This window comes from Flavobacterium sp. HSC-32F16 (assembly GCF_024171645.1).
In the GTDB taxonomy this organism is placed as follows: Bacteria; Bacteroidota; Bacteroidia; order Flavobacteriales; family Flavobacteriaceae; genus Flavobacterium.
On record NZ_JALKAC010000013.1, the window covers coordinates 1 to 22,876 of the forward strand.

Annotated in this window: 23 protein-coding genes and 1 other RNA gene; 16 read left to right on the forward strand and 8 right to left on the reverse strand. The window is 33.8% G+C overall.

Features of this window, described 5'->3' with window-relative positions:
- A partial coding sequence (locus L1276_RS24430; protein ID WP_253792445.1) for a choice-of-anchor L domain-containing protein occupies positions 1-5,530 on the reverse strand: 5,530 nt, incomplete at its 3' end.
- 495 nt (positions 5,531-6,025) lie between these two features.
- Between L1276_RS24430 and L1276_RS24435 the strand changes: the two genes are divergently transcribed.
- The 5 genes from L1276_RS24435 (at position 6,026) to L1276_RS24455 (ending at position 10,957) form a co-directional block, all read left to right on the forward strand.
- The gene (locus tag L1276_RS24435) at positions 6,026-6,511 is read left to right on the forward strand and encodes a histidine phosphatase family protein (protein WP_253792447.1); all 486 of its coding nucleotides are present in this window, start codon (positions 6,026-6,028) and stop codon (positions 6,509-6,511) included.
- Between the two features lie 5 nt (positions 6,512-6,516).
- Positions 6,517-8,595: a polyphosphate kinase 1 gene (ppk1, locus tag L1276_RS24440; protein ID WP_253792448.1), complete on the forward strand. Its 2,079-nt coding sequence runs from the start codon at positions 6,517-6,519 to the stop codon at positions 8,593-8,595.
- 38 nt (positions 8,596-8,633) lie between these two features.
- Positions 8,634-9,524 carry a Ppx/GppA phosphatase family protein gene (locus L1276_RS24445; protein WP_253792450.1) on the forward strand — a complete coding sequence of 297 codons (891 nt, stop codon included), beginning with the start codon at positions 8,634-8,636 and terminating at the stop codon, positions 9,522-9,524.
- Positions 9,525-9,645: 121 nt separating this feature from the next.
- Positions 9,646-10,206 carry a Crp/Fnr family transcriptional regulator gene (locus tag L1276_RS24450; RefSeq protein ID WP_253792452.1) on the forward strand — a complete coding sequence of 187 codons (561 nt, stop codon included), beginning with the start codon at positions 9,646-9,648 and terminating at the stop codon, positions 10,204-10,206.
- A gap of 172 nt (positions 10,207-10,378) precedes the next feature.
- Positions 10,379-10,957 carry an NAD(P)H-dependent oxidoreductase gene (locus L1276_RS24455; protein ID WP_253792454.1) on the forward strand — a complete coding sequence of 193 codons (579 nt, stop codon included), beginning with the start codon at positions 10,379-10,381 and terminating at the stop codon, positions 10,955-10,957.
- Positions 10,958-11,054: 97 nt separating this feature from the next.
- On the opposite strand, the gene L1276_RS24460 is transcribed toward L1276_RS24455, so the two are convergent.
- Positions 11,055-11,471 (reverse strand): DNA polymerase III subunit gamma/tau, encoded by a 417-nt coding sequence (locus L1276_RS24460; RefSeq protein WP_253792456.1) that lies wholly within the window; start codon positions 11,469-11,471, stop codon positions 11,055-11,057.
- A gap of 10 nt (positions 11,472-11,481) precedes the next feature.
- Between L1276_RS24460 and L1276_RS24465 the strand changes: the two genes are divergently transcribed.
- Entirely contained in the window at positions 11,482-11,658 is a 177-nt protein-coding gene (locus tag L1276_RS24465; RefSeq protein ID WP_253792457.1) for a hypothetical protein, read from the forward strand.
- A 73-nt stretch (positions 11,659-11,731) separates the two neighbouring features.
- Here the strand turns inward: L1276_RS24465 and dnaX are convergent, their stop codons facing one another.
- Together dnaX and L1276_RS24475 are read right to left on the reverse strand one after the other, a co-directional pair.
- The gene (dnaX, locus tag L1276_RS24470) at positions 11,732-12,817 is read right to left on the reverse strand and encodes a DNA polymerase III subunit gamma/tau (protein ID WP_253792459.1); all 1,086 of its coding nucleotides are present in this window, start codon (positions 12,815-12,817) and stop codon (positions 11,732-11,734) included.
- Positions 12,818-12,878: 61 nt separating this feature from the next.
- Positions 12,879-13,535 carry a hypothetical protein gene (locus L1276_RS24475; RefSeq protein WP_253792461.1) on the reverse strand — a complete coding sequence of 219 codons (657 nt, stop codon included), beginning with the start codon at positions 13,533-13,535 and terminating at the stop codon, positions 12,879-12,881.
- Between the two features lie 300 nt (positions 13,536-13,835).
- On the opposite strand from L1276_RS24475, the gene L1276_RS24480 reads away from it, so the two are divergent.
- The 7 genes from L1276_RS24480 (at position 13,836) to L1276_RS24510 (ending at position 16,794) form a co-directional block, all read left to right on the forward strand.
- Positions 13,836-14,411 (forward strand): hypothetical protein, encoded by a 576-nt coding sequence (locus tag L1276_RS24480; protein ID WP_253792463.1) that lies wholly within the window; start codon positions 13,836-13,838, stop codon positions 14,409-14,411.
- Positions 14,412-14,456: 45 nt separating this feature from the next.
- Complete coding sequence (locus L1276_RS24485; RefSeq protein ID WP_253792465.1) at positions 14,457-14,741, forward strand: hypothetical protein; 285 nt, start codon at positions 14,457-14,459, stop codon at positions 14,739-14,741.
- A 32-nt stretch (positions 14,742-14,773) separates the two neighbouring features.
- A complete protein-coding gene (locus L1276_RS24490; RefSeq protein ID WP_253792467.1) occupies positions 14,774-15,283 on the forward strand; it encodes a hypothetical protein in 510 nt (169 codons plus the stop codon).
- 6 nt (positions 15,284-15,289) lie between these two features.
- Positions 15,290-15,595 (forward strand): hypothetical protein, encoded by a 306-nt coding sequence (locus L1276_RS24495; RefSeq protein ID WP_253792469.1) that lies wholly within the window; start codon positions 15,290-15,292, stop codon positions 15,593-15,595.
- A complete protein-coding gene (locus tag L1276_RS24500) occupies positions 15,574-15,786 on the forward strand; it encodes a hypothetical protein (protein ID WP_253792471.1) in 213 nt (70 codons plus the stop codon). Before L1276_RS24495 ends, L1276_RS24500 begins: the two co-directional genes overlap by 22 nt.
- Positions 15,787-15,936: 150 nt before the next feature.
- Positions 15,937-16,416 (forward strand): BON domain-containing protein, encoded by a 480-nt coding sequence (locus L1276_RS24505; protein ID WP_253792473.1) that lies wholly within the window; start codon positions 15,937-15,939, stop codon positions 16,414-16,416.
- Positions 16,417-16,422: 6 nt separating this feature from the next.
- Positions 16,423-16,794, forward strand: coding sequence for a LysM peptidoglycan-binding domain-containing protein (locus L1276_RS24510; protein ID WP_253792475.1), 372 nt, complete (start codon positions 16,423-16,425; stop codon positions 16,792-16,794).
- A 397-nt stretch (positions 16,795-17,191) separates the two neighbouring features.
- Here the strand turns inward: L1276_RS24510 and L1276_RS24515 are convergent, their stop codons facing one another.
- Positions 17,192-17,485: a hypothetical protein gene (locus L1276_RS24515; RefSeq protein ID WP_253792477.1), complete on the reverse strand. Its 294-nt coding sequence runs from the start codon at positions 17,483-17,485 to the stop codon at positions 17,192-17,194.
- A gap of 124 nt (positions 17,486-17,609) precedes the next feature.
- Between L1276_RS24515 and rnpB the strand changes: the two genes are divergently transcribed.
- The 3 genes from rnpB (at position 17,610) to L1276_RS24530 (ending at position 20,250) form a co-directional block, all read left to right on the forward strand.
- Positions 17,610-17,932: RNase P RNA component class A (gene rnpB / locus L1276_RS24520), an RNA gene on the forward strand.
- A gap of 33 nt (positions 17,933-17,965) precedes the next feature.
- Positions 17,966-19,216: a cation:dicarboxylate symporter family transporter gene (locus tag L1276_RS24525; protein ID WP_253792480.1), complete on the forward strand. Its 1,251-nt coding sequence runs from the start codon at positions 17,966-17,968 to the stop codon at positions 19,214-19,216.
- 116 nt (positions 19,217-19,332) lie between these two features.
- The gene (locus L1276_RS24530) at positions 19,333-20,250 is read left to right on the forward strand and encodes a ketopantoate reductase family protein (RefSeq protein WP_253792482.1); all 918 of its coding nucleotides are present in this window, start codon (positions 19,333-19,335) and stop codon (positions 20,248-20,250) included.
- 150 nt (positions 20,251-20,400) lie between these two features.
- Here L1276_RS24530 and L1276_RS24535 read toward each other — a convergent pair whose 3' ends face one another.
- The 3 genes from L1276_RS24535 to L1276_RS24545 form a co-directional block, all read right to left on the reverse strand.
- Positions 20,401-20,595, reverse strand: a complete 195-nt coding sequence (locus L1276_RS24535) for a hypothetical protein (RefSeq protein WP_008467912.1) — start codon at positions 20,593-20,595, stop codon at positions 20,401-20,403.
- Between the two features lie 93 nt (positions 20,596-20,688).
- Entirely contained in the window at positions 20,689-21,375 is a 687-nt protein-coding gene (locus L1276_RS24540; RefSeq protein WP_253792484.1) for a response regulator transcription factor, read from the reverse strand.
- A gap of 10 nt (positions 21,376-21,385) precedes the next feature.
- Positions 21,386-22,744 carry a sensor histidine kinase KdpD gene (locus L1276_RS24545; RefSeq protein WP_253792486.1) on the reverse strand — a complete coding sequence of 453 codons (1,359 nt, stop codon included), beginning with the start codon at positions 22,742-22,744 and terminating at the stop codon, positions 21,386-21,388.
- Positions 22,745-22,876 lie beyond the last annotated feature (132 nt).

The following is a 22,876-nucleotide window of genomic DNA, read 5'->3' on the forward strand; positions in this document are numbered from 1 at the left end:
CTTGAATTGTAATCACTTGCGTGAAAGTATCAGAAGTATTACCGCAGTCATCTTTAACCGTCCAGGTATTCGTGTAAGTTCCGGCATTTCCGCAACTTTGTGAAGCCACAAACTGACCGTTTACTTTTGTAATATTGGCGACATCGGCATCACAAGAATCTGAAGCAGTTGGAAATAAGGCTTGCGCCGAAGTCAAAGCTTCTTGATTGCTGCATTCGATTGTTTGGTTTAAAGAACCAGCCTGAGTTGACCAAGTCGGCGATGTTGTATCTTGAATTGTAATCACTTGCGTGAAAGTATCAGAAGTATTACCGCAGTCATCTTTAACCGTCCAGGTATTGGTATAAGTTCCGGCGTTTCCGCAACTTTGTGAAGCCACAAACTGACCGCTTACTTTTGTAATATTGGTTACATCGGTATCACAAGAATCGGAAGCAGTTGGGAATAAGGCTTGCGCCGAAGTCAAAGCTTCTTGATTGCTGCATTCGATAGTTTGGTTTAAAGAACCCGCCTGAATTGACCAAGTCGGAGATGTTGTATCCTGAATTGTAATTACCTGTATGAAAGTATCAGAAGTATTACCGCAATCGTCTTTAACTGTCCAGGTATTCGTATAAGTTCCGGCATTTCCGCAACCTTGTGAAGCCATAAACTGACCGCTTACTTTTGTAATATTGGTTACATCGGTATCACAAGAATCGGAAGCAGTTGGGAATAAGGCTTGCGCCGAAGTCAAAGCTTCTTGATTGCTGCATTCGATAGTTTGGTTTAAAGAACCCGCCTGAGTTGTCCAAGTCGGCGATGTTGTATCTTGAATTGTAATCACTTGCGTGAAAGTCTCAGAAGTATTACCACAGTCATCTTTAACCGTCCAGGTATTCGTGTAAGTTCCGGCATTTCCGCAAACTTGTGAAGCTATAAACTGACCGCTTACTTTTGTAATATTGGCGACATCGGCATCACAAAAATCAGAAGCAGTTGGGAATAAGGCTTGCGCCGAAGTCAAAGCTTCTTGATTGCTGCATTCGATAGTTTGGTTTAAAGAACCCGTTTGAGTTGTCCAGGTTGGTGCTGTATTGTCTTGAACAATAATAGTCTGACTTACCGGAAGCGAAGTATTGCCGCAAGGATCTTTTGCCGTCCATGTTCTTGTTTTAGTATAAGAGCCAGTACAGTTTCCGGGAGTAATTGTATCTTCATAAGTAAGAGATGTTATAGTACCGTTATTATCTGTAGCAGTTGCTGTAGCAAAAACAGGTTCTGCCGGACAATTAATTGTTGAAGTTTCCGGCAGCGGATTAACTACTGGATTAATAGAATCCCCATCAAGTATTGTAACTGATTTTGTCATTGTACAAGAATTACTATCTGTTACAAAAACAGTATAAGTTCCCGCAGTCAAAGAATTCGCAGTTGCTGATGTCTGAACCGGAATTGTATTCCATGAATAAGTGTATGGACTAGTTCCTCCGGAAACAATTACAGTTGCTGATCCAGTTGCTTTTCCGCCGCAAACAACATCAATTTGAGTTGTTGTGGCACTTAATGCTTGTTGAGGCTGACCAATAGTAACACTGCAGGTTGTAGTGTAGCCTAATTTATCAGTAACAGTAACAGTATGCAATCCGGCTGTTAAAGTTGCAGCTTGAGGTGTTATTTCGTTATTATCCCATAAATAAGTGTAATCGCCATTACCGCCAATTGCTGTTACAGTTGCTTTTCCTGTATTGCCTCCATAACATTTTACAGCGCTCTCTTGAGTAATACTGCAAGATAAAACATTAGGTTGTGTAATAGTTATAGAACAAGTAGTTGTACATCCTTTTGAATCTGTAACTGTAACTGTATGTAATCCGGCATTTAATGCTATTGCTTTTTGAGTAGTTTCATTATTATCCCATAAATAAGTGTAATTCGCTGTACCGCCAATTGGCGTTACTGTTGCTTCGCCATTGCTTAAACCATTTGCTGTTACTGCTTTATTTTGTGTTATAGAACAAGACAAAGCTGTATTTGGCTGGCTGATAGTAACCAAATTAGTTTGAGAAGAACAATTATCAGAAACAGTCAAAGTATAAGTTCCCGCAGGTAAATTCGAAACCGAAGCCGTATTTCCTACTGAAACGTTTGAAGCATTTTTCCAAGAATAGGTTACAGTTCCCACGGCATTAGTCACTGTGCCTGCAGTTACCGTTCCTGTGTTTGCTCCAAAACAAGAAACGTCCGTTTTAGAAGAAGTTCCCAAAGCTAAAGCAGCTGTTGGCTGCGTAATTGTAACCAAATTAGTTTGTGTAGAACAATTATCAGAAACGGTCAAAGTATAAGTTCCTGCAGGTAAATTCGAAACCGAAGCTGTATTTCCTACTGAAACGTTTGAAGCATTTTTCCAAGAATAGGTTACAGTTCCCACGGCATTAGTCACTGTGCCTGCTGTTACCGTTCCTGTGTTTGCTCCAAAACAAAAAACATCCGTTTTAGAAGAAGTGCCCAAAGCTAAAGCAGCTGTTGGCTGCGTAATTGTAACCAAATTAGTTTGAGAAGAACAGCTGTCAGTAACCGTCAAAGTATAAGTTCCCGCAGGTAAATTCGAAACCGAAGCCGAATTTCCTACTGAAACGTTTGAAGCATTTTTCCAAGAATACGTTACTGTTCCTACAGCATTAGTTACTATGCCTGCAGTTACCGTTCCTGTGCTTGCTCCAAAACAAGAAACATCCGTTTTAGAAGAAGTTCCCAAAGCTAAAGCAGCTGTTGGCTGAGAAATTGTAACCAAATTAGTTTGAGAAGAACAATTATCAGAAACCGTCAAAGTATAAGTTCCCGCAGGCAGATTTGAAACCGAAGCTGTATTTCCTACTGAAACGTTTGAAGCGTTTTTCCAAGAATAGGTTACTGTTCCTACAGCATTAGTTACTGCGCCTGCAGTTACCGTCCCTGTGCTTGCTCCAAAACAAGAAACATCCGTTTTAGAAGAAGTTCCCAAAGCTAAAGCAGCTGTTGGCTGCGTAATTGTAACCAAATTAGTTTGTGTAGAACAATTATCAGAAACAGTCAAAGTATAAGTTCCTGCAGGTAAATTAGAAACCGAAGCTGTATTTCCTACTGAAACGTTTGAAGCATTTTTCCAAGAATAGGTTACAGTTCCTACGGCATTAGTTACTGCGCCTGCAGTTACCGTTCCTGTGCTTGCTCCAAAACAAGAAACATCCGTTTTAGAAGAAGTTCCCAAAGCTAAAGCAGCTGTTGGCTGCGTAATTGTAACCAAATTAGTTTGAGAAGAACAATTATCAGAAACGGTCAAAGTATAAGTTCCCGCAGGTAAATTCGAAACCGAAGCTGTATTTCCTACTGAAACGTTTGAAGCATTTTTCCAAGAATAGGTTACAGTTCCCATGGCATTTGTTACTGTGCCTGCTGTTACCGTTCCTGTGCTTGCTCCAAAACAAGAAATATTTGTTTTAGATGAAGTTCCAAGGGCCAGTGCCGCACTCGGCTGCATAATTGTAACCGAGTTGGACTGGCTTGAACAGCTATCAGTAACCGTTAAAGTATAAGTTCCTGCAGGTAAATTCGAAACTGAAGCCGAATTTCCAACAGAAAGATTTGATGCGTTTTTCCATGAATACGTTACCGTACCTACCGCGTTTGTCACTGTACCAGCTGTCACATTTCCAGTGTTTGCTCCAAAACAAGAAATATCAGTTTTAGAAGAAACTCCTAAAACTAAAGCAGCTGTTGGCTGTGTAATAGTAAACGTTTTTGTCAGTGTACAAAGATTAGCATCTTTAATAGTAACAATATAAGTTCCCACTGTTAAGTTAGAGGCAGTTGCTGTAGTTTGCACCGGAGATGTATTCCAAGAATAGGTGTATGCGCCAGTACCGCCAGAAACTGTTACTGCTGCAGAACCCGTTGCACCTCCAAAACAAGTTATATTACTTTGTGAAGTCGTTGCCGATAAAACAGCTGAAGGTTCTGTTATAACTACTTGTTTAGTGTTACTGCATCCTTTTGAATCAGTCACGGTAACTGTATAAGTTCCCGCAGCTAAATTGCTGGATGTTGCAGTAGTTTGAACCGGAGTTGTGTTCCATGAATAGGTATACGGAGCAGTTCCGCCAGAAGCCGTAACAACAGCAGATCCTGTTGAGGTCCCTTTGCATTTTACGTCTATATGCGAAGCAGTTGTTTCTGTAATAACAATAGTGGTCTGGCTCACAACCACCGGTTTAATATCATAACATCCGGATTGAGAATTCAGCCCTTTAATGTAATAAGTTCCAGCAGTTGCAGCAGTTGGTGTTGTATACGGAATCGTTGCGGCAGCATCTTTCCAGTAACTGTAAGTTAAACCAGCCGTACTTCCAGCAGTGATGGCAGGCAAAGTAATGTTTGTAGTTCCGTTAGCACATATTGGAGCCGGATTAGTAATTACCAGCGTATTTGTGGCAAAACTTTTAGCTTTCAAAAATACACCCGCATCCCATTTTTGATCTGATGCATCGGCTATAGCCATTTTTATTTTATAATTTTTTCCGGGAGTAACAGCATATGTCGCAGTCAAAACTACTGTTGATCCATCAAATTCCATTGTTGCAGAGCCCGATGGATTATTTGAATAATAAGCGACATTGTGATTTGGAAAAGAGTTGCCATCAACATTTGTTCCTGCGGAGTGAATGTTGTTAATCGTTACAGCATCGCCATTTGGAAGCTGAGCAAGATTTATGGCATTATTAGTATAAGCACCAGTTATTCCAAATCCGCTTAAAAAGAACCCAAAAGCATCATTGTAGTTGGTATGAACATATTCCAGATATTCTTCAGATGCAAAAACAAATTTAAACTCAACCAGATTTCCATCGGGAACAAAATCAAATTCAAGTATCGATGCATCATGCATAGTTCTGCCAGAAATAGTAGTTAAATCCGGATCACTTGCATCATCTACCATTTCATCAGATCTGTTCGTGTACGTGTTAGGTCCCATGGCAGAGCTGATTTTTCCGGTAGATAAAAGAAGACCTTCATCAATAGGAAAAGTAGAAGTTCCTTTACTGTAATACCCTAACTGACGGTTCCCGGCTGTTGATGACCATACGTGGTTGTTCCACGTCCAGGTGTTGTTATTGTTTCTTTTGTAATACCCAAAGCGCACATTACTAATCGTTAAACACCCTGAGGTTAAAACATTTCGAACCAATTGATCGGCAGTGTAGCTGTTGTAACCAGCAGATGGATTAGCAACATCAATGGAACCTGCAACAGCAGCCAGTGCGCTTACCTCGGCAGTCTTTGATGTTGTTTTAGATGTTACTTTGCCACCAGGTAAAGTATTTCCAACACGCACAGGAATTTCCTGAGCAATAACTGTAGAACAATAGAACGTTAAACTCAAGATTAAAATCAAAGAAGATTTTAATCTGGTTTTCGTAAAAAATTCATTCTGATTGTTTTTTTGAAATAGGAAAATATACTTACAACTTTTAATCAATTTCCCTACTTCTTTTAGAGTAGATTTAGTTCTCATATATTAGGATTTTGTTTTCGCTTATTCGCGATATTTTAACAGAATCAAAATTATATTAGAGTTTTTCTAATTAAATTCTTTTATCTGCAACTAACCTAAAAACTCGTTTAACTACTCTTTTTTTATCAAAATTTGACTCAAAAAAATAATTTTTTAACTGATTTGATAAAAATTTAAGATTGATTTTTCTTTCATTTTTAATTAAAATCGCAAGATTTGTTTTTGTCTAAATGATTAAAAATCAAATATTTAGTTAATTTATTGTTGATTTGTAAAAAATCGACTAACTGTATATTTTGGCAGATGAAGTACATTCTTTTAAAAATTAATAAATTTTAATTTTAGGATTGTTAAAGATTTAAGGATAATTTATACTTGTTAAATATTAGCTTTAGTGTTAACAGAATTAAAAAAAAGAGAACTATTAAAATATCTTTTGTAAATTAGAACTTCAATAAAATCGCAGCGGTTTTTGCGGTTTTTTAAACCTTGCTTATGAAAAATTTAATTTTAATACGACATGCAAAATCTAGTTGGGAAGCTCCTTTAAAAGATTTCGACAGACCTTTACAAAAAAGAGGGATTTTAGATGCGCATGAAGTATCTACACATATTTCAAAATATCTTCCTAAAACTTATATCGTATGGAGCAGTACCGCTGCACGTGCCTCAGAAACGGCTTTAATTTTTGCCCAAAACATTTCGTATCCAATAGAAAGCATTGTTTACAGAGATGATTTGTATACTTTTGATGAAAGACAACTCGAAAAGGTTATTAAATCATGTGATAATAGTTTCGAAAGCGTTATTCTTTTTGGACATAACGAGGCTATTACAAATTTTGTTAATAAATTTGGAGATGTTTTTATTGATAATGTGCCAACTTCCGGATTTGTATCACTTCAATTCGATTCAGACAGCTGGGACACAATAAATAAAGGCAAAACCAATAAAACTATATTCCCCAAAGACTTAAAATAAATACAGTGTACGAACAGAAATATATCGATAGAGAAAAAAGCTGGTTAGCGTTTAATGCAAGAGTACTTCAGGAAGCGGCAGATAATACCGTTCCTCTTTTAGACAGACTGCGTTTTGTTGGAATTTTTTCAAACAACTTAGATGAGTTTTTTAGAGTTCGATATGCGGCAATTCGAAGATTGAGTCTTTCCGGTATTTCCGGCGAAAAATATCTGGGAGGTGTTTCTGCACATCAATTGATTAAAGATATTACAGAAATTGTAATTCAGCAGCAGTCCGAAAGTTTACGTATTTTAGGTAATATTGAAAGCGAATTAGAAGCCGAAAACATCTTTATTATTAATGAAGATCAGGTAACACCAAAACAGGAATGCTTTTTAAAGGACTTTTTCATGCAAAAATTAAGTCCGGAATTAGTGACCATTATCTTAAATGATCTTGCCGAATTTCCAGTATTAAAAGATACGCTGGGATATTTAGCAGTACGATTAGAACTTAATAATGATAAAGTTCGATATGCTGTTATTGAAATTCCTAAAACAATCAACAGATTTGTGGTGCTTCCTTCAGAAGATGATAAACAATATGTAATTTTAATTGATGATGTAATTCGGCTTAAACTAAAAAACATCTTCAATATATTCGATTACAAAACGGTTTCGGCGCACATGATCAAAATTACGCGCGATGCACAATTAGATATCGACAGCGATTTGAGTAAAAGTATGCTCGAAAAAATTGCTACTTCTGTAAAAGACCGCCGAATTGGAGAACCTGTTCGTTTTATTTATGATAGTTTAATTGAAGATGATACTTTGCGTTTCTTCTTAGATAAAATGAAAATAGTTGAAACCGATAGTATAATTCCGGGAGGAAGATATCATAATCGTCGTGATTATATGAGTTTTCCAAACTTAGGACGTTACGACTTATTATACAAACCCAATGAACCTTTGCCAGTTCCGGGCTTGAGCCTTGACGGAAGTATTTTGGAAAAAATTAATAAAAAAGATTATTTACTACACGCACCGTATCAGTCATTTTCATATCTGACTAAATTTTTGCGTGAAGCCGCTTTAGACCCAAAAGTTACCAGTATCAAAATTACATTGTATCGTCTGGCAAAAAATTCTCAGATTATCAGTTCGTTAATTAATGCAGCAAAAAACGGAAAACGAGTAGTAGTACAAATCGAACTTCAGGCGCGTTTTGATGAAGCTTCGAATATTTCCTACGCTGAACAGATGCAGACCGAAGGAATTGAACTTATTTTTGGAATAAAAGGTTTAAAAGTACATAGTAAAATTTGTGTAATCGAAAGAACCGAAGAAGGAAAAAATCGTCGTTACGGATTTATTTCGACAGGAAACTTCAACGAATCGACCGCTAAAATTTATACAGATGTCACCCTTTTTACCTGCCATCAAGGAATTTTAAAAGATATTTCAAAAATATTCGAATTCTTCGATATAAATTATAGAGTACACAGATACAAGCATCTAATTGTATCACCGCATTATACAAGAACAAAATTTGTAAAACTGATCGATCGTGAAATTCTTCATGCATTAGCCGGAAGAAAAACATTCATTAAATTAAAAATGAATAGTTTATCTGATTTTAAAATGATCGACAAGTTATACGAAGCAAGTAATGCCGGAGTAAAAATTCAGCTTCAGGTAAGAGGAATCTGCTCGTTGATTCCGGGAATTCCGGGAATGAGCGAAAACATAGAAGCCATAAGTATTGTCGATAATTATCTGGAACACTCCAGAATATACATTTTTGGAAACGCAGGCCTAAACGAAGTATACATTTCTTCAGCCGATTTCATGACACGCAATCTTGACGGAAGAGTAGAAGTTACCTGTCCGGTTTATGATCTTGAAATTAAAAAAGAACTAATCGATAATTTCAATATTGCCTGGAAAGGAAATGTAAAAGTAAGATATCATTCCTATAAATTAGATAATAAATACAAACCTAGAAATCATCATGCCCCATTTAGAGCACAATTTGAAACCTACAAATATTATCAAAACAAAATTGTGGTACTAGAAGCGGTTCCTCAAAAAGTAAACTAAATAATTATAATTCAATTACAAAAAATCATATAGTGAGCATGATTAATATAAAGAAATTTGCAGCAATAGATATAGGTTCAAACGCCATGAGGCTCCTAATATCCAATGTTGTCGAACAAGATGGAAAAGAACCTCAGTTTAACAAAAGTTCACTTGTTCGAGTTCCAATCCGTTTAGGGCAGGATGCCTTTACAGTAGGTGAAATTTCAGAAGAAAATATAGACCGGATGGTTGATGCCATGAAAGCATTTAACCTTTTGATGAAAGTACATAAAGTAGAGCGTTATATGGCATTTGCAACCTCGGCAATGCGTGAAGCTTATAATGCAAAAGAAGTGGTGGCTTTAATAAAGAAAAAAGCCGATATAAAGATTGAAATTATTGATGGCAAAAAAGAAGCTGCTATTATCGCTTCAACAGATTTACATCATTTATTAAAAACAGATGAAACCTATCTTTTTGTAGATGTGGGCGGTGGAAGTACCGAATTTACTTTGTTTTCTGACGGAAAAATGATCAATTCAAGATCATTCAAAGCTGGAACCGTACGTTTATTAAATAATATGGTTCACGATGTAGTGTGGGATGAAATCGAAAAATGGATTAAAACCAACACAGCAGATTATGATGAGGTTACACTGATTGGATCTGGAGGTAATATCAATAAATTGTTTAAAATGTCCGGAAAACAACAGGAAAAACCACTTTCGTACATTTATATCAATTCACAATATGCCTTTTTAAATTCACTGACTTACGAACAAAGAATCGCCGAATTAGGTTTAAACTCTGACCGTGCCGATGTAATTATCCACGCCACACGCATTTATCTAAATGCAATGAAATGGAGTGGAGCGCGACAGATTTATGTTCCAAAAATCGGACTTTCAGATGGTATCGTTAAAGCAATGTATTACGGTAAAATTTAATATTAGAATATTTATTTGCCACGAATTACGAGAATTTATACAAATCATTCTTAACAATAAGAAGAGAAATTAGTATAAATTCGTGTAATTTGTGGCAAACTTTTTTTAAATAATATTTATAATGAAATCAGTTTTTGAGTCCATACAAGATTTCTCTGAAGAAGAATTGTCTCTTTTAGATGATTTGATAACATTTCGAACTCTTAAAAAAGGAGAATTTTTATTGACTGAAAACCAGGTTTGTAATGAAATTGTGTTTATTGAAAGCGGTATACTGCGCTCTTTTTTTTATAATCATAAAGAAGATGAAATCACCAATTGTTTTGCTTTCGAAAATGAATTAATGGCCTCATTCGCCAGCTTTATAACACAGGAAAAAGCAGAAGAAAATGTTCAGGCTCTGGTCGATACCAAATTGCAGGTTTTAGACCGAAAAGCTTTAGAAAAACTTTATAAATCAGGATATAACTGGCAGGAAACCGGAAGAAAATTGACTGAAATTGAATTTGTAAACCTGCAAAAAAGAATGGTTTCATTTCAAAAATTATCCAGCTCTCAGCGGTATGAGGAACTGTATAAAAATCATCAAAAGTATCTGCAGTTAATTCCACTTCAATATCTGGCTTCTTATTTAGGAGTAACTCCAAGACATTTAAGCCGAATTAGAAAAGCAATTGTTTGATTTTTTGTTTCTCACAGATTTAGCAGATTAGGCTGATCTCTTTTTAAAATATTCTCGAAATATAAATCCGCCTAATTTGTTAAATCTTTGCGAGAAATAAAACTTAGTAGTTTTCAGGACATTTGTCTGTTAAAATAAATAAGGCGAATAGTATTTTTGAAAAAAGAAAAACATGAAAAAAATACTGATTATAAACGGACATCCAAATTCTGACAGTTTTAATTTTGCCATTGCCGACGAATATAAAAAAGGAGCTCTTGCTTCGGGAGCTATTGTAGAAATTATTACAATTGCTTCTCTAAATTTTAATCCCAATTTAAAGTTTGGCTACCAGAAACGTACCGAATTAGAACCTGATTTATTAGAATCATGGGAAAAAATAAAAAAAGCCAATCATTTAGTTTGGGTACATCCTGTTTGGTGGGGCGGACTGCCGGCAATTACTAAAGGTTTTATTGATAGATTATTTTTGCCCGGAATGGCATTTCAATACAGGGGAAATTCAGTTTGGTGGGATAAATTACTAAAAGGGAAAACCGCACATATTATTACAACTCTTGATCAGCCGGGCTGGTATTACAGATTGTTTTTTGGAAGGCCAAGTGTAAATCAATTAAAGAAATCAACATTAGAATTCTGCGGTGTAAAACCTGTAAAGGTAAGTTATATAGGGATCATAAAGAGTTCAGGCGATTTACAAAGAACAAAATGGCTGGAAAAAATCTATAAATTTGGTTTGAAAAATAAATAATTTTCTGCTGTGAATTACACTGATTTTTGCAAATTATTTTAAAGATTTTCCGTAAATAAATTATTGGAAATCAGTGTAATTCGTGGCGAAAAAAAAATTAAGTATGAAGATCTAAGCCAAATGTAGAACGCAAAAGTTCAATGTTTGGGTTGATTTCTAATAATCTGTTGTAACGGTCCTGGTCATTGTAGCTCCTTTTGGATTCAATCGTTTCGTTTACAATCACGTCAATTGTTATATCATGATTATGCAAATGACCTTTTAAATAGCCTAATAATCCATTAACCTGACTTTCAAAATCTAATTTAGAACCTTCGTTTGGCAGTTCGTAAGTAATATTAGTTCCGTTTAAAACAGGATCATTAATCAGCAGTATAGACTCCATGATCTTAAGACCTTTTTGACCTAAACGTTCCGCATATTTGTTCCAGTGCAAAAGCATATCTGTTTCGTTAAATTCCTCTGTTGGTAAAACAGAAGTCGGTTTAACGTAAGATTTTGTACTTGCCTCCAATTCTTTTTTCTTGCGAATACTCGCTAAAGAAAATGCAGAAACTTTTGGTTCACCGCCTATTTCAGCTCTTGGAGCTACAGGAGTTTCAACTTTTGGTATTTCTACAACAGGAGTTTGCGTTGTAGTATTTACAGCAGGTTTATCATTGCTGCTGCTATTTTCTTCTTTTTTTGAAGTTTCAGGTTGATTTTCAACTTTCGGCTTTTGACTTTGGACTTCAACAATGGAGAAACTTCCATCTTTATAATAAGTGGGTGGAATTATGAATTGCTCAACTTTTTTTTTTCTCCATCAAAGTTGATAGAGGCCAATTGCATCAAACATAATTCAACTAATAGACGCTGATTTTGACTCAGCTTATATTTTAAATCGCAGTCGTTTGCAATGTCAATTCCTTTAAGTAAAAATTCCTGAGAACATTTTTGCGATTGAACGCCGTACATTTGCTGTGCTTGTTCTCCAACTTCTAATAAAGCGATAGTTGCAGGAGTTTTACTGACTAACAAATCTCTAAAATGAGATGCTAATCCGGCAATGAAATGATGTCCGTCAAAACCTTTCGCAAGAATATCATTGTATGCAATTAAAAGATCCGGGATTTTATTTTCAAGAATTAAATCAGTAACCGTAATATAGGTTTCATAATCTAAAACATTCAGATTTTCAGTTACGGCCTGACGTGTCAAATTAGTACCGCAATACGAAACTACACGGTCAAAAATAGATAAGGCATCACGCATGGCGCCGTCTGCTTTTTGAGCAATAATGTGCAGTGCATCGTCTTCAAAGTTGATTCCTTGACTTTCAGCAACATCTGCTAAATGTTCTTTAGCATCTTTAACTGTAATTCGTTTAAAATCAAAAATCTGACAGCGGGATAAAATCGTTGGAAGGATTTTGTGTTTTTCTGTTGTTGCTAAAATAAAAATAGCATGTTTTGGCGGTTCTTCTAATGTTTTAAGAAAAGCATTAAAAGCAGCCGAAGACAACATATGAACCTCGTCAATAATATACACTTTATATTGTCCGGTTTGCGGCGGGATTCGAACCTGATCGATAAGGCTTCGAATATCATCAACGGAGTTATTTGAAGCTGCATCCAGCTCAAAAACGTTAAAGGCAAAATCTTCAGTTGGATCGTCATATCCAGGCTGATTTATTTTTCGTGCCAAAATACGTGCGCAGGTAGTTTTACCAACTCCACGCGGTCCAGTAAATAAAAGAGCAGAAGCCAAGTGATTGGTTTCAATAGCATTCAACAAAGTGTTGGTAATGGCTTTCTGCCCCACAACATCCTTAAAGGTCTGCGGGCGGTATTTACGAGCCGATACTACAAATTGTTCCATATTCTTTTTTATTCGATAGCAAATATATGACTTTTGTTTCGTTGTTTAAAGTCGATTTTGCTTATTTGGCGAAATTCTTTTTCTTAAAAATTAGAAAGATTAAACTAAGAAATAATACGATGTTGACAATCAAAGAAATGATGATATATCTGCTGTATGTTTCAAGTTTTGCCTCGGTCTTTTCTTTTTCTGAAATTTCATTTTGAGATTTTTTATAAGCTCTTAATTTCTCTATTTGATAAATCCAATCTTGTAAATTTCGATTTTCAAATTTCAGGTCCCAAACATAAAAAGACAATGTTTTTATTTGATCATCTGTCTTTTGAGAGATTTTGATTTCGGGTGGGGAAGGCATAGAGTCACTTCCATAGGGTTGAAATCCCGTACTTGGAGAACAACCACTCACTTCTATAGTTTTATCGTCATTAAAATTGGCATAAACAATCCAAAGTTGTTTTACAGATGGAACATCAGAACAATTACCCGAATACTTTTGTGAAATGAACTGAGAATTGTATTTTCCTTTAAAGAGTTCTATGATTCTAAAAGTATAAATTCTGTTTATTGAATCTGCTTTTATAACTTCTCCATAAAATACAATTTCATACTTTAATCCTGTTTCTACCATATTTTTACGGTCAATTGGTTTACAATCACAAGAAAAAGAATAGTTGTAAATAAAAAATAATGCAGATAAAAATATATATTTTAATTTCATAGACTAAATTTTTAATACAATGATAAGTAATATTTTATGTTGAAATAATAACTTCGATATTTCTTTAAAAAAAACTCAGGGTATACTATTGTAGGTTTAATAATAGAAAATTATTTTGACAACAAAGTTCTATATTATAAAACAGATAAAAACATGGTTCCTGATTTTAGTAAAAAGGAAATTAAATATCAGATGGAAATTAAAATGAATTGAAATTTATAACACGAGCATTTCAAATCAAAAAAACATTATTTTAGCCTAAACCAAAAGCATATTTAAATAAACTAACTACTTTTTGAAATGGAAAAAATTACTTCTAAAATTCTTTCTTTACAACCTGTAACCTTCATAATGTTATTTATTATTTTGCCTTTTGTTTCCGCAATTATTACGGGAATAATAACTTTTATAGGCTTTTTTGCCAATTTCGAATTTATCTTTCCGTTACTTTTAATTTCGGCGACTATAGTAGGAATTGTATATTTTATTTGGGTTTGGGGAGTCGTATATCATATCGAACAAAAAGAAGTTTCAGAGAAAAAGTATTTTAATATTTCGTTTTGGATATTATTTTCTTACGGTTTAATTAGGTTCATATTAGGTTTAGAAATGGACATCACAAAAAAACCGATTTTATTAGAAAATTCAACTTGGACTATTCTTGAAGCACTTGGCAGTTTATATACACTGATTGTATTGGCCAGTTACATTTACGTCAGTTACTTTGTTGGTAAAAAAGTCAAATTATTACAAAATGACGACCAAATTTCTGAATTTTTTTATTTCGCCGCAGCCTGGTGTTTTCCTATCGGAATTCCATTTTTGCAGGCGAAGCGATTAAATCAAAAGACCATTTTTGATTTGATTTCTAAATAATTAATAAGGAAAGAAATTATTAGAATTATTCCCAATCAAAAAATAATGAAAAAATATACTCAACAACATTTTGAAAATATGCAGATGATGTGTAGTTATTTTGAGTCAAATTCAAAAAATAATGAATTTTATTTGCCTGAATTCACAGCATCTAAGAAGATAAATGATATAATTGAAAATGAAGAAAATAGTTTTGAAGGCGTAATGAAAATATTAGAATTATTAGCAGAAATTGACAATTTAAAACTAAAAAAGGATGTACACTGGTTCGATTATAAATTACATGTTTTGAGTGTATTAAGACAAAACGGATTTAGTGAAAATGAATAAGTAACTCAAAAAAAAAATAAACAAATCTATATATGAAGCAATACAATCTGGAATTTAATACCCTAAACTTAAAAGTAAAAAAATCGCTTTTTATAATTCGGCTGATTATGTTTCTTCTGGCTTTTTTGTTTTTTGTTTTTCCTATATTAGGAGTTATTTTAAGCATCGCAAGCGGGAGTGGACTACACATAGGTTATTTCATTGCGATTGGTGTATTTGGACTTATAGGATTTTATCTTTTGCGAGTTTCGTTGTGGAATACATACGGAGAAGAAATTATAGATTTCCTACCCAATAAAATTGTCTATGAAGCCAATTACGGCTGGTTTAAAGATGCTAAAAAAGAAATAGAATTAATTCTTCCTCAATACTCATTTAAGTCGGTTGGTTATGAAGAAGATAATGAAGCCGTTTTAGTTATAACTTGTCAGAATTCTGAAATAGAAACAGCTGTAAAAATGCCAATTGCTCAAGTTAAAGAATTGATTTTGATTTTAAAAGACAGTAAAATTTCAGTTGAGGTTGAAACTGTAGTTGTATAATAAATCATGAAATCTTTAAGTAATTCAAAACCAATTATTGTTTTACTGGTATTATTCAGTTTTGTAAAATCGATATCTCAAACTATGACTCCCAATGAAACTAATTTCTTAAAAATTACAAACCAATTCTCAGTAGAAAATTTTGAAAAAGTCAAAGAATTTATTTTAGAAAAAGGAAACAGAAAAACCTATCGTAACTACGATAGTAATAATCCATTTTATGATTTTGGGGAATTTCAATCTTACTTAGGAGCAGATACTGGACAACAAAACATCAACAATGATCCAAATTGTCTGATTTTAATGAGCTGACTTTAAAAGACAATCGACACTATTACAAAATTTTGATTGTTAGAAAAGATGACACTCAGGCTTCAAAAAAAGGCATCCAAAACGGAATGCAGGAAAATGAAGTGTATTTTGTAGATGTTTACCAGCAGGGATTTGACAAAGTTCCTGATTTAGTATTGGAATATCTTAAAACTCTTAGAAATCTGAATTAAAAAATACCATTTCTACACTTAGCAGAACAATATAAGTTTACAATCTCCTCATTTTTACTGGAAAAGATATAAGAACGGCTTGTTCATCATATAAAGTTTTGGCAGTTAATCTATTTAATTTTAAATAGTTAATTATTAAAACATTGTATTATGAAAATTAGATCAATTTTATTGGGAACCGGACTTGCTTTTTCTTTGCTGGCTTGCACCGCTAAGGACGCAGATATAGAGAAAGAAATAAGTGCAAAACTAAATGATACGCCCGGAATACATGTAACGGTGCATGAAGGTGTTGCTACTATCGTTGGAACATGTGATGACGAAACTTTCAAAAAAAATATTGAACGTTCAGTAAAATCAGTAAAAGGAGTTAAAACAGTTGTCAATAACTGCCAGATTCCTGAGCCAAATGTAGAACCTGCTGCAGCAGCTGTTATAATTAATTCAGATGCTGATTTAGATAAATCAGTACACAAAGTTGTAGATGCTTATGATGGTGTGAGTGTTACAGTTGTGGGTGGTGTAATTACACTTTCCGGAGAAATTAAAAGAGACAAACTACAGCCTTTAATGCAGAGTCTGCAGGAATTGAAACCCAAAAAAGTGGATAACAAATTAATTATAAAATAAATTGTTATGAGTTTACAAGATAAATACAGAGAATTGACAAATGTGGCTGACGAATTAGGAATCGCCAATTTGCAAGTAAGAGAACAGGATAATGTTTTATATATTGATGGAACAGCAAAATCTGCAGCAGATAAAGAAAAACTTTGGAACGCTTACGGAAAAATTGATCCGGATTATCGTTCTGCAGATGTCGTAATGAATATTGAAGTTGAAGAGCATATTTCAAAAGAATATACAGTTGAAGTAGGTGATTCCCTTTCTAAAATAGGAAAGGCATATGGAGTTTCCTGGCAGGATATTTTTGAAGCCAATAAAGATATTATTTCAAACCCCGATTTAATTCAGCCAGGCTGGAAATTAAAAATACCAACAGTATAAAGTTTTTAAAAGTCCTTAATAATGGACTTTTTTTTGTGGTTATTTTAACCGAAAGAGGCTTATGGTTTATGCAAAGCACACAAAGGTTTTTTTGTTTGATGTTGTTGCTAAGAATGGGGTAGTTGAAAATAAGAATTTCATAAGATTTCTAAATATTACCAATTTTGATAACTCTACAGTCTTATAAAAAATAATATTGGGAAGAAATATGATGATGTTATAGATAAAATGTTAGGTTATAAATCTAATAAAAACATTTTTTTCTGTCAGATTATTTCAGAAAATGAAACAGTTAGAATCCTTCCAAGAATGGATTTGAAAAGTAAATTTTAATTTTATCATTTCGACGAGAGAATATTTTCGTCGAAATGATAAAACTTAACTGAATAGGATTAAACTACCTTCCTTTAATACTTAAAGCAAATAAAAATTGTGCTGTTTCCTGATCTGAATCGGCGGAAAAACCTGCTACATAAACGCCCTTTTTGCCGCTAGTGGACTTAATTCCGTATACAACTGCCTCATCCGCTGGGTCTGATTCCCCTTCGTATCGATACACATGAACAATTTCAAACTTCTCAGGATTTTTTTTAATCAAATCTGCATTTCGATTAAAATCGCACGTAAATCCTTTTTCATTTAATTGATCTAAAGCCTTTGAGACAGTTGCGTAATGATACATTCTTTTCATGATAACTGAATTTAAAATTATAGATTTTTAAAGATAACTATTTTAAAATTAAAAAGTTATGATAAAACTCATAAAATCCGAAATTTAAAATCAATATTGTTAGGTGATAAAATTGTACTTTTGCAGCGCAGACCGCCTTATCGCCGTTCCAATTAGGGAGGGAGGAAAGTCCGGACACCACAGAGAAGCATAGCGGGTAACGCCCGTCGGTCTTGATAACTTGTTGTCGGGATTAGGACAAGTGCAGCAGAAAGTATGTACAGGTAATGCTGTAGTGAAACCAGGTAAACTCTATGCGGTGAAATACCAAGTATATCAGCATTTAAGGGCTTCTCGTCCGTTGTTGAAGGGTAGGTAGCTTGAGTTCCGAAGTAATTCGGAATCTAGATAAATGATAAGGCCTTGATTTATCAGGGACAGAATCCGGCTTACAGGTCTGCTTTTTTTATATATATTTGTGAAAGACTGTAATCTATCTTCATGAATATAACCACTCCAAATCGTGCTTCAAAAGCAAACAAAAGTCTTTTTAGAACCATAATTACCAACCTTACATTTTGGGTTTTAATAGCCATTATTGCCGGTGTTTTACTCGGACATTTTTCGCCCGAAAATGGAATTAAAATGGAAATCGTGGGCAAACGATTTGTTGATCTTATCAAGCTTTTTATTGGACCAATTATTTTCCTTACCATCGTTTTGGGAATTTCCGGAATGGGAAATCTAAAGAAAGTTGGACGAATTGGCGTTAAAGCTTTAGCTTATTTTGAAGTAGTTTCAACCGTTGCATTAGCAATTGGTGTTGCCATTGCCTATTTATTTCAACCCGGAAAAATTGACAAATCAGGATTAACATTGGGCGATGCAAGCCAATATACAAATGGAAGTGCAAAGGACTTTTCATGGCTTCAGTTTTTCTTTTCCAATTTTACTTTGCAGGTTCTACTCGCTGCGATTATCTGCGGAATCGCCTTGAATTTTTATAAAAAAAGAGAACAGACTATTTTAGTTTTAGAACGAATTTCAAAAGTGGTCTTTCTAGGTTTAAAATATGTAATGTATCTCGCGCCAATTGGAGCTTTTGGCGGAATGGCCTACACAATTGGAAAATTCGGATTAGGAACTTTAATTCCACTTGGAAAATTGATGCTTTGTGTATATCTCACGATGGCATTGTTTGTTTTTCTAATTTTAGGAAGCATTCTGCGATATTATAAAATAAATATACTTTCGATTTTAAAATACATTAAAGAAGAACTTTTATTGGTTTTAGGAACTTCATCTTCCGAGGCTGCTCTTCCAAGTATTATGGTAAAACTCGAAAGAATGGGCTGTAGTAAATCGGTTGTGGGATTAGTGATTCCAACTGGTTATTCATTTAATCTCGACGGTACTTCGATTTACTTGTCGATGTCAGTAATATTTTTGGCACAGTTGTACGATGTACATTTGAGTTTTTTCGAAATCCTGACCGTTATCGGGATTTTGATGATTACTTCTAAAGGCGCAGCAGGTCTAACCGGAAGCGGATTTATTGTTCTGGCATCAACTTTAACAGCACTGCATAAAATTCCTGTAGAAGGTTTGGCTTTTTTATTAGGAGTTGATAAATTTATGAGCGAAGCGAGAGCGATTACAAACTTGATTGGAAATACAGTCGCAACGATTATAATTTCTAAAACAGAACACGATTTTACAGAGCTGGATTTAAATCCTGTTTTAGAGGAATAATTTGTTTAGCCGCTAAGACACAAAGGCACTAAGTTTTTGTTTTTCTTTTTGGCTTAAAATAACTTTGTGACTTAGCGCCTTTGTGGCATTAATTTGCAGCATTAAATGGATTTATTATGAAAAGAATTGGAATTTTAGGACTTGGAGGCGTAGGCGGTTATTTCGGCGGACTTTTGGCTAAAGCTTATCAAAAATCGGATGCTGTTGAAGTCATTTTTATCGCGCGAGGCGAAACTCAAAAAGCTATCATCGAAAATGGATTAAAGATTGTAACTGATGATTCTGAAATGATTGTTCATCCGAATTTAGTTTCGAATAATCCATCAGAAATTGGTGAACTGGATTATTTAATTTGTGCAACGAAAACTTACGATATTGAAGAAAGTTTAACGTCTTTAAGAAATTCTATCACAAAAGAAACGGTTATTCTTCCATTGTACAATGGCGTTGATGCGCAGGAAAGAATTCAGAAACTATTTCCGGAAAATGAAGTTTTGCAAGGCTGCGTTTACATTGTTTCGATGATCTTTTCGCCTGGAACTATTCGAAAGATTGGTTTTTATGAAAAGTTGTTTTTTGGCTCAAAAACAACATCATTTTCAAAATTAGAAGAATTACAAAATATCCTTCAAAAAGCTAAAATAGAAAGTTATCTGGTTGAAAATATTGATGAAACGGTTTGGGAGAAATTCATATTTATTTCAGCATTAGCATCTGTAACTTCCTATTTAAATCAGAATATTGGAGAAATAATAAGCAACTCAGAATCTAAAGTAATGTATATTGAATTGCTTCATGAAATTGAAGATGTTGCTCAGGCAAAAGGATTAAAACTGCCTCATGATATTGTGGCGCAAACCATTCAAAAATTAGAAAAATCTCCAAAAGAAGCCACTTCGTCAATGCACAGAGATTTACTGGCGGGAAAAAATACGGAAGCAGTTTCGCTTACGAAGTTTGTTGTAAACGAAGGAAAAAAATACGGCGTAAAAACTCCTCTTTACGAAAAGATTGCTGCTATTTTGGTCAAATAATTTTTTGAACACATAGAAACATAGATTTTAGTTTTTAAGTAAAGAAGCTTTAAAAAAGCTCGCTTTCAATACAGTTTACTACTATGATTTTATGCGAGTGAAACTACTTTTTCAGAATCAAATACTATGTTTCTACGTGTTTTAAACATTCTAAGATTCATCTTTTGTCGTACGAACCAGACTGATTCCTGACATGAAAAAAACGATTCCCAGAATACCGTAAATAATTAATGATTTAATATCTCTGGTTTCGCCAGAAGTGCCGGCAAAAATTACCGCTGTATAAATAAGTCCTACTATTCCAAGGATGGTCAACAATCCTCCGAAAAATCTTTTTAGGTTCATGATTATTAGATTTAAAATTTCTAATCAAATTTAAAATTTCAATCACGAATTGCTGTTATACAATTGTTTACTAAACTTATATGATTTGCAGGATTACTTTTGAATCTTAAATTCTAAACCAATATTTCGAACACTTTCAATTTTTATTTTTGGATCTGAATTGAAATATTTTCTAAGCCTGCTGATAAAAACATCCATGCTTCGACCTGAAAAATAATCATCTTTTTTCCATACAGACATTAAAATTTGATCTCTTTTTAATAACTGATTATGGTTGAGATATAAGTATTCAATAAGGCATGCTTCTTTTTCTGTAAGCTGCTGGATGTGATTTTTATTATTGAGAGTTAAACGTTCATTGTCGAAAATATAAGAACCAATTTCAATCGTATTATTTCCTTCCAGAGTTCTTTTTTGTTCGATTCTCTTTAGAATATTCTGCAAACGCAGAACTAGTTCGTCAACTTCAAAAGGTTTTGCAATATAATCGTCTGCGCCTAATTTCAAACCAATAATTTTGTCTTCTTTTAATTTTCTTGCTGTTAAAAAAATAAACGGAATCTCAGGATTAATTGTAACTATTTCCTCAGCCAGCGAAAAGCCGTCTAATTTGGGCATCATTACATCCAAAATACAAATATCAAAAGTCTGGTTTTTAAAATAGTTTAAAGCTATTTCGCCATTTTCAGCCCAGATTACTTCAAATTGATGAAGTTCTAAATATTGTTTTAAAATTGCTGCAAAATCAAAATCATCTTCAGCTAAAAGTACTTTTTTCAAAATATGGTAATTAAACTTTTAATAAAATAGTAAACTGAGTGCCTTTTCCTAAATCGCTGATAACGTTAACAGAACCCTGATGCGCCTTTACGATTTGATCAACATAATACAATCCTAAACCTAAACCTTTAGTGTTGTGAAGATTTCCTTGTTCTACACGATAGAATTTCTCAAAAAGAAGAGATTGTTTGTTTTTGGCAATTCCAATTCCGTCGTCTTCAAAGCAAATACAAAACTGATTCTCCACGGTTTTTGTTTTTACTGTAATTGTATTCGAACCGTATTTTACAGCATTTTCCAAAACATTTAAAAAGGCTGTTGTTAAATGAAATTTATCCAGAATTAGAATAGTTTTTTGAGTTTGAAAATCAGTTTTAAGATTAATTTTTGGAAAAGTAATTTTAAAATCATTTACAATAGAAAGCAGGAATTCTTCGGTATCGATTTTTTCTTTTTGCAATTCAATTTCATTTTCGGCAAGAGAATTAGCCATTACCTGATCTATCAAACTTTGTAAACGATTATTTTGGCGTGAAATCGTATTGACGATTGCATTAAAATTTTCATCGTTTTCACGAATGTTTTTCTGTTCCAGGATTTTGGTCGAAATTCCTAAAGTTGCCAAAGGCGTTTTAAGTTCGTGCGTGATATTATTGATAAAATCAGTTTTTACATCGCTTACTTTTTTCTGTTTTATTAATGCTTTCAAAGCAATTATAAAAAGTGTTATAAGTGTTAGAATCGACAATAATGATAAAACCAAAACAAATGCCATGCGTCTTAAAATAATCATTTCCCAGTCGATAACCGAAACATACATAGAATCTTCAGTCAATAATTGATAGTCCTGATTTTCAAAAGTTCCGTTTGTAGTGCCAACATAATTCCGAACTAAAAAAGCATGATTTAACGAAGCCAGATTTCCATATAATTTGTTTCGAATAAAAGGTTTTTCAGAGAAAATTGTATCGGCCTTTTTTGTGTTTTTGTATAAAATGAATTTGTTGAGAACAATTGCAAAATCAATTTTGAAATTAGGTAAGTCCCTTTCAAATTTTCGCTGAATTTCTGCCGTTAATACACTTCGATATTCATTTTCTAAAATCCCTTTTTTAATGTCAATTTTAGAATTTTTCCCCTGAATGTATTTCTCGGACAGATTCGTATAAAGTGCTTCCTTTCTGGAAACTAAAACCGAGTCAATATCGCTGTAATTGTTTGAAATCTGGGCAATTTCATTTTTAATCTGGGTATGAAACTGCGCCACTTTAAAATCGTAAGTGGTTTTTACCAAATAGCATTGCACGATCGACAGAACGATTAGCGCGACAACCGAAAATGCTATTAATAAATTGATTCTTTGTTTCATTTTGCTTCAAATTTATGATCCTCAGATCACACAGATTTTATTTAATCCAATCTTAATAAATAAACCAGCGTAAACCCGTTTAGTCCATTTTATCCATTGGTTCATTTATCCACCCAAAAATAATGCTTTTAT

Bases quoted from the DNA above. Each gene is read 5' to 3' on its own strand.
- L1276_RS24490 (WP_253792467.1), top strand. From the start codon at position 14,774: ATGAAGCAATACAATCTGGAATTTAATACCCTAAACTTAAAAGTAAAA.
- L1276_RS24455 (WP_253792454.1), top strand. From the start codon at position 10,379: ATGAAAAAAATACTGATTATAAACGGACATCCAAATTCTGACAGTTTT.
- L1276_RS24485 (WP_253792465.1), top strand. From the start codon at position 14,457: ATGAAAAAATATACTCAACAACATTTTGAAAATATGCAGATGATGTGT.
- L1276_RS24435 (WP_253792447.1), top strand. From the start codon at position 6,026: ATGAAAAATTTAATTTTAATACGACATGCAAAATCTAGTTGGGAAGCT.
- L1276_RS24510 (WP_253792475.1), top strand. From the start codon at position 16,423: ATGAGTTTACAAGATAAATACAGAGAATTGACAAATGTGGCTGACGAA.
- L1276_RS24505 (WP_253792473.1), top strand. From the start codon at position 15,937: ATGAAAATTAGATCAATTTTATTGGGAACCGGACTTGCTTTTTCTTTG.
- L1276_RS24545 (WP_253792486.1), bottom strand. From the start codon at position 22,744: ATGAAACAAAGAATCAATTTATTAATAGCATTTTCGGTTGTCGCGCTA.
- L1276_RS24480 (WP_253792463.1), top strand. From the start codon at position 13,836: ATGGAAAAAATTACTTCTAAAATTCTTTCTTTACAACCTGTAACCTTC.
- L1276_RS24525 (WP_253792480.1), top strand. From the start codon at position 17,966: ATGAATATAACCACTCCAAATCGTGCTTCAAAAGCAAACAAAAGTCTT.
- L1276_RS24445 (WP_253792450.1), top strand. From the start codon at position 8,634: ATGATTAATATAAAGAAATTTGCAGCAATAGATATAGGTTCAAACGCC.
- L1276_RS24475 (WP_253792461.1), bottom strand. From the start codon at position 13,535: ATGAAATTAAAATATATATTTTTATCTGCATTATTTTTTATTTACAAC.
- L1276_RS24450 (WP_253792452.1), top strand. From the start codon at position 9,646: ATGAAATCAGTTTTTGAGTCCATACAAGATTTCTCTGAAGAAGAATTG.
- L1276_RS24515 (WP_253792477.1), bottom strand. From the start codon at position 17,485: ATGAAAAGAATGTATCATTACGCAACTGTCTCAAAGGCTTTAGATCAA.
- dnaX (WP_253792459.1), bottom strand. From the start codon at position 12,817: ATGGAACAATTTGTAGTATCGGCTCGTAAATACCGCCCGCAGACCTTT.
- L1276_RS24495 (WP_253792469.1), top strand. From the start codon at position 15,290: ATGAAATCTTTAAGTAATTCAAAACCAATTATTGTTTTACTGGTATTA.
- L1276_RS24530 (WP_253792482.1), top strand. From the start codon at position 19,333: ATGAAAAGAATTGGAATTTTAGGACTTGGAGGCGTAGGCGGTTATTTC.
- L1276_RS24535 (WP_008467912.1), bottom strand. From the start codon at position 20,595: ATGAACCTAAAAAGATTTTTCGGAGGATTGTTGACCATCCTTGGAATA.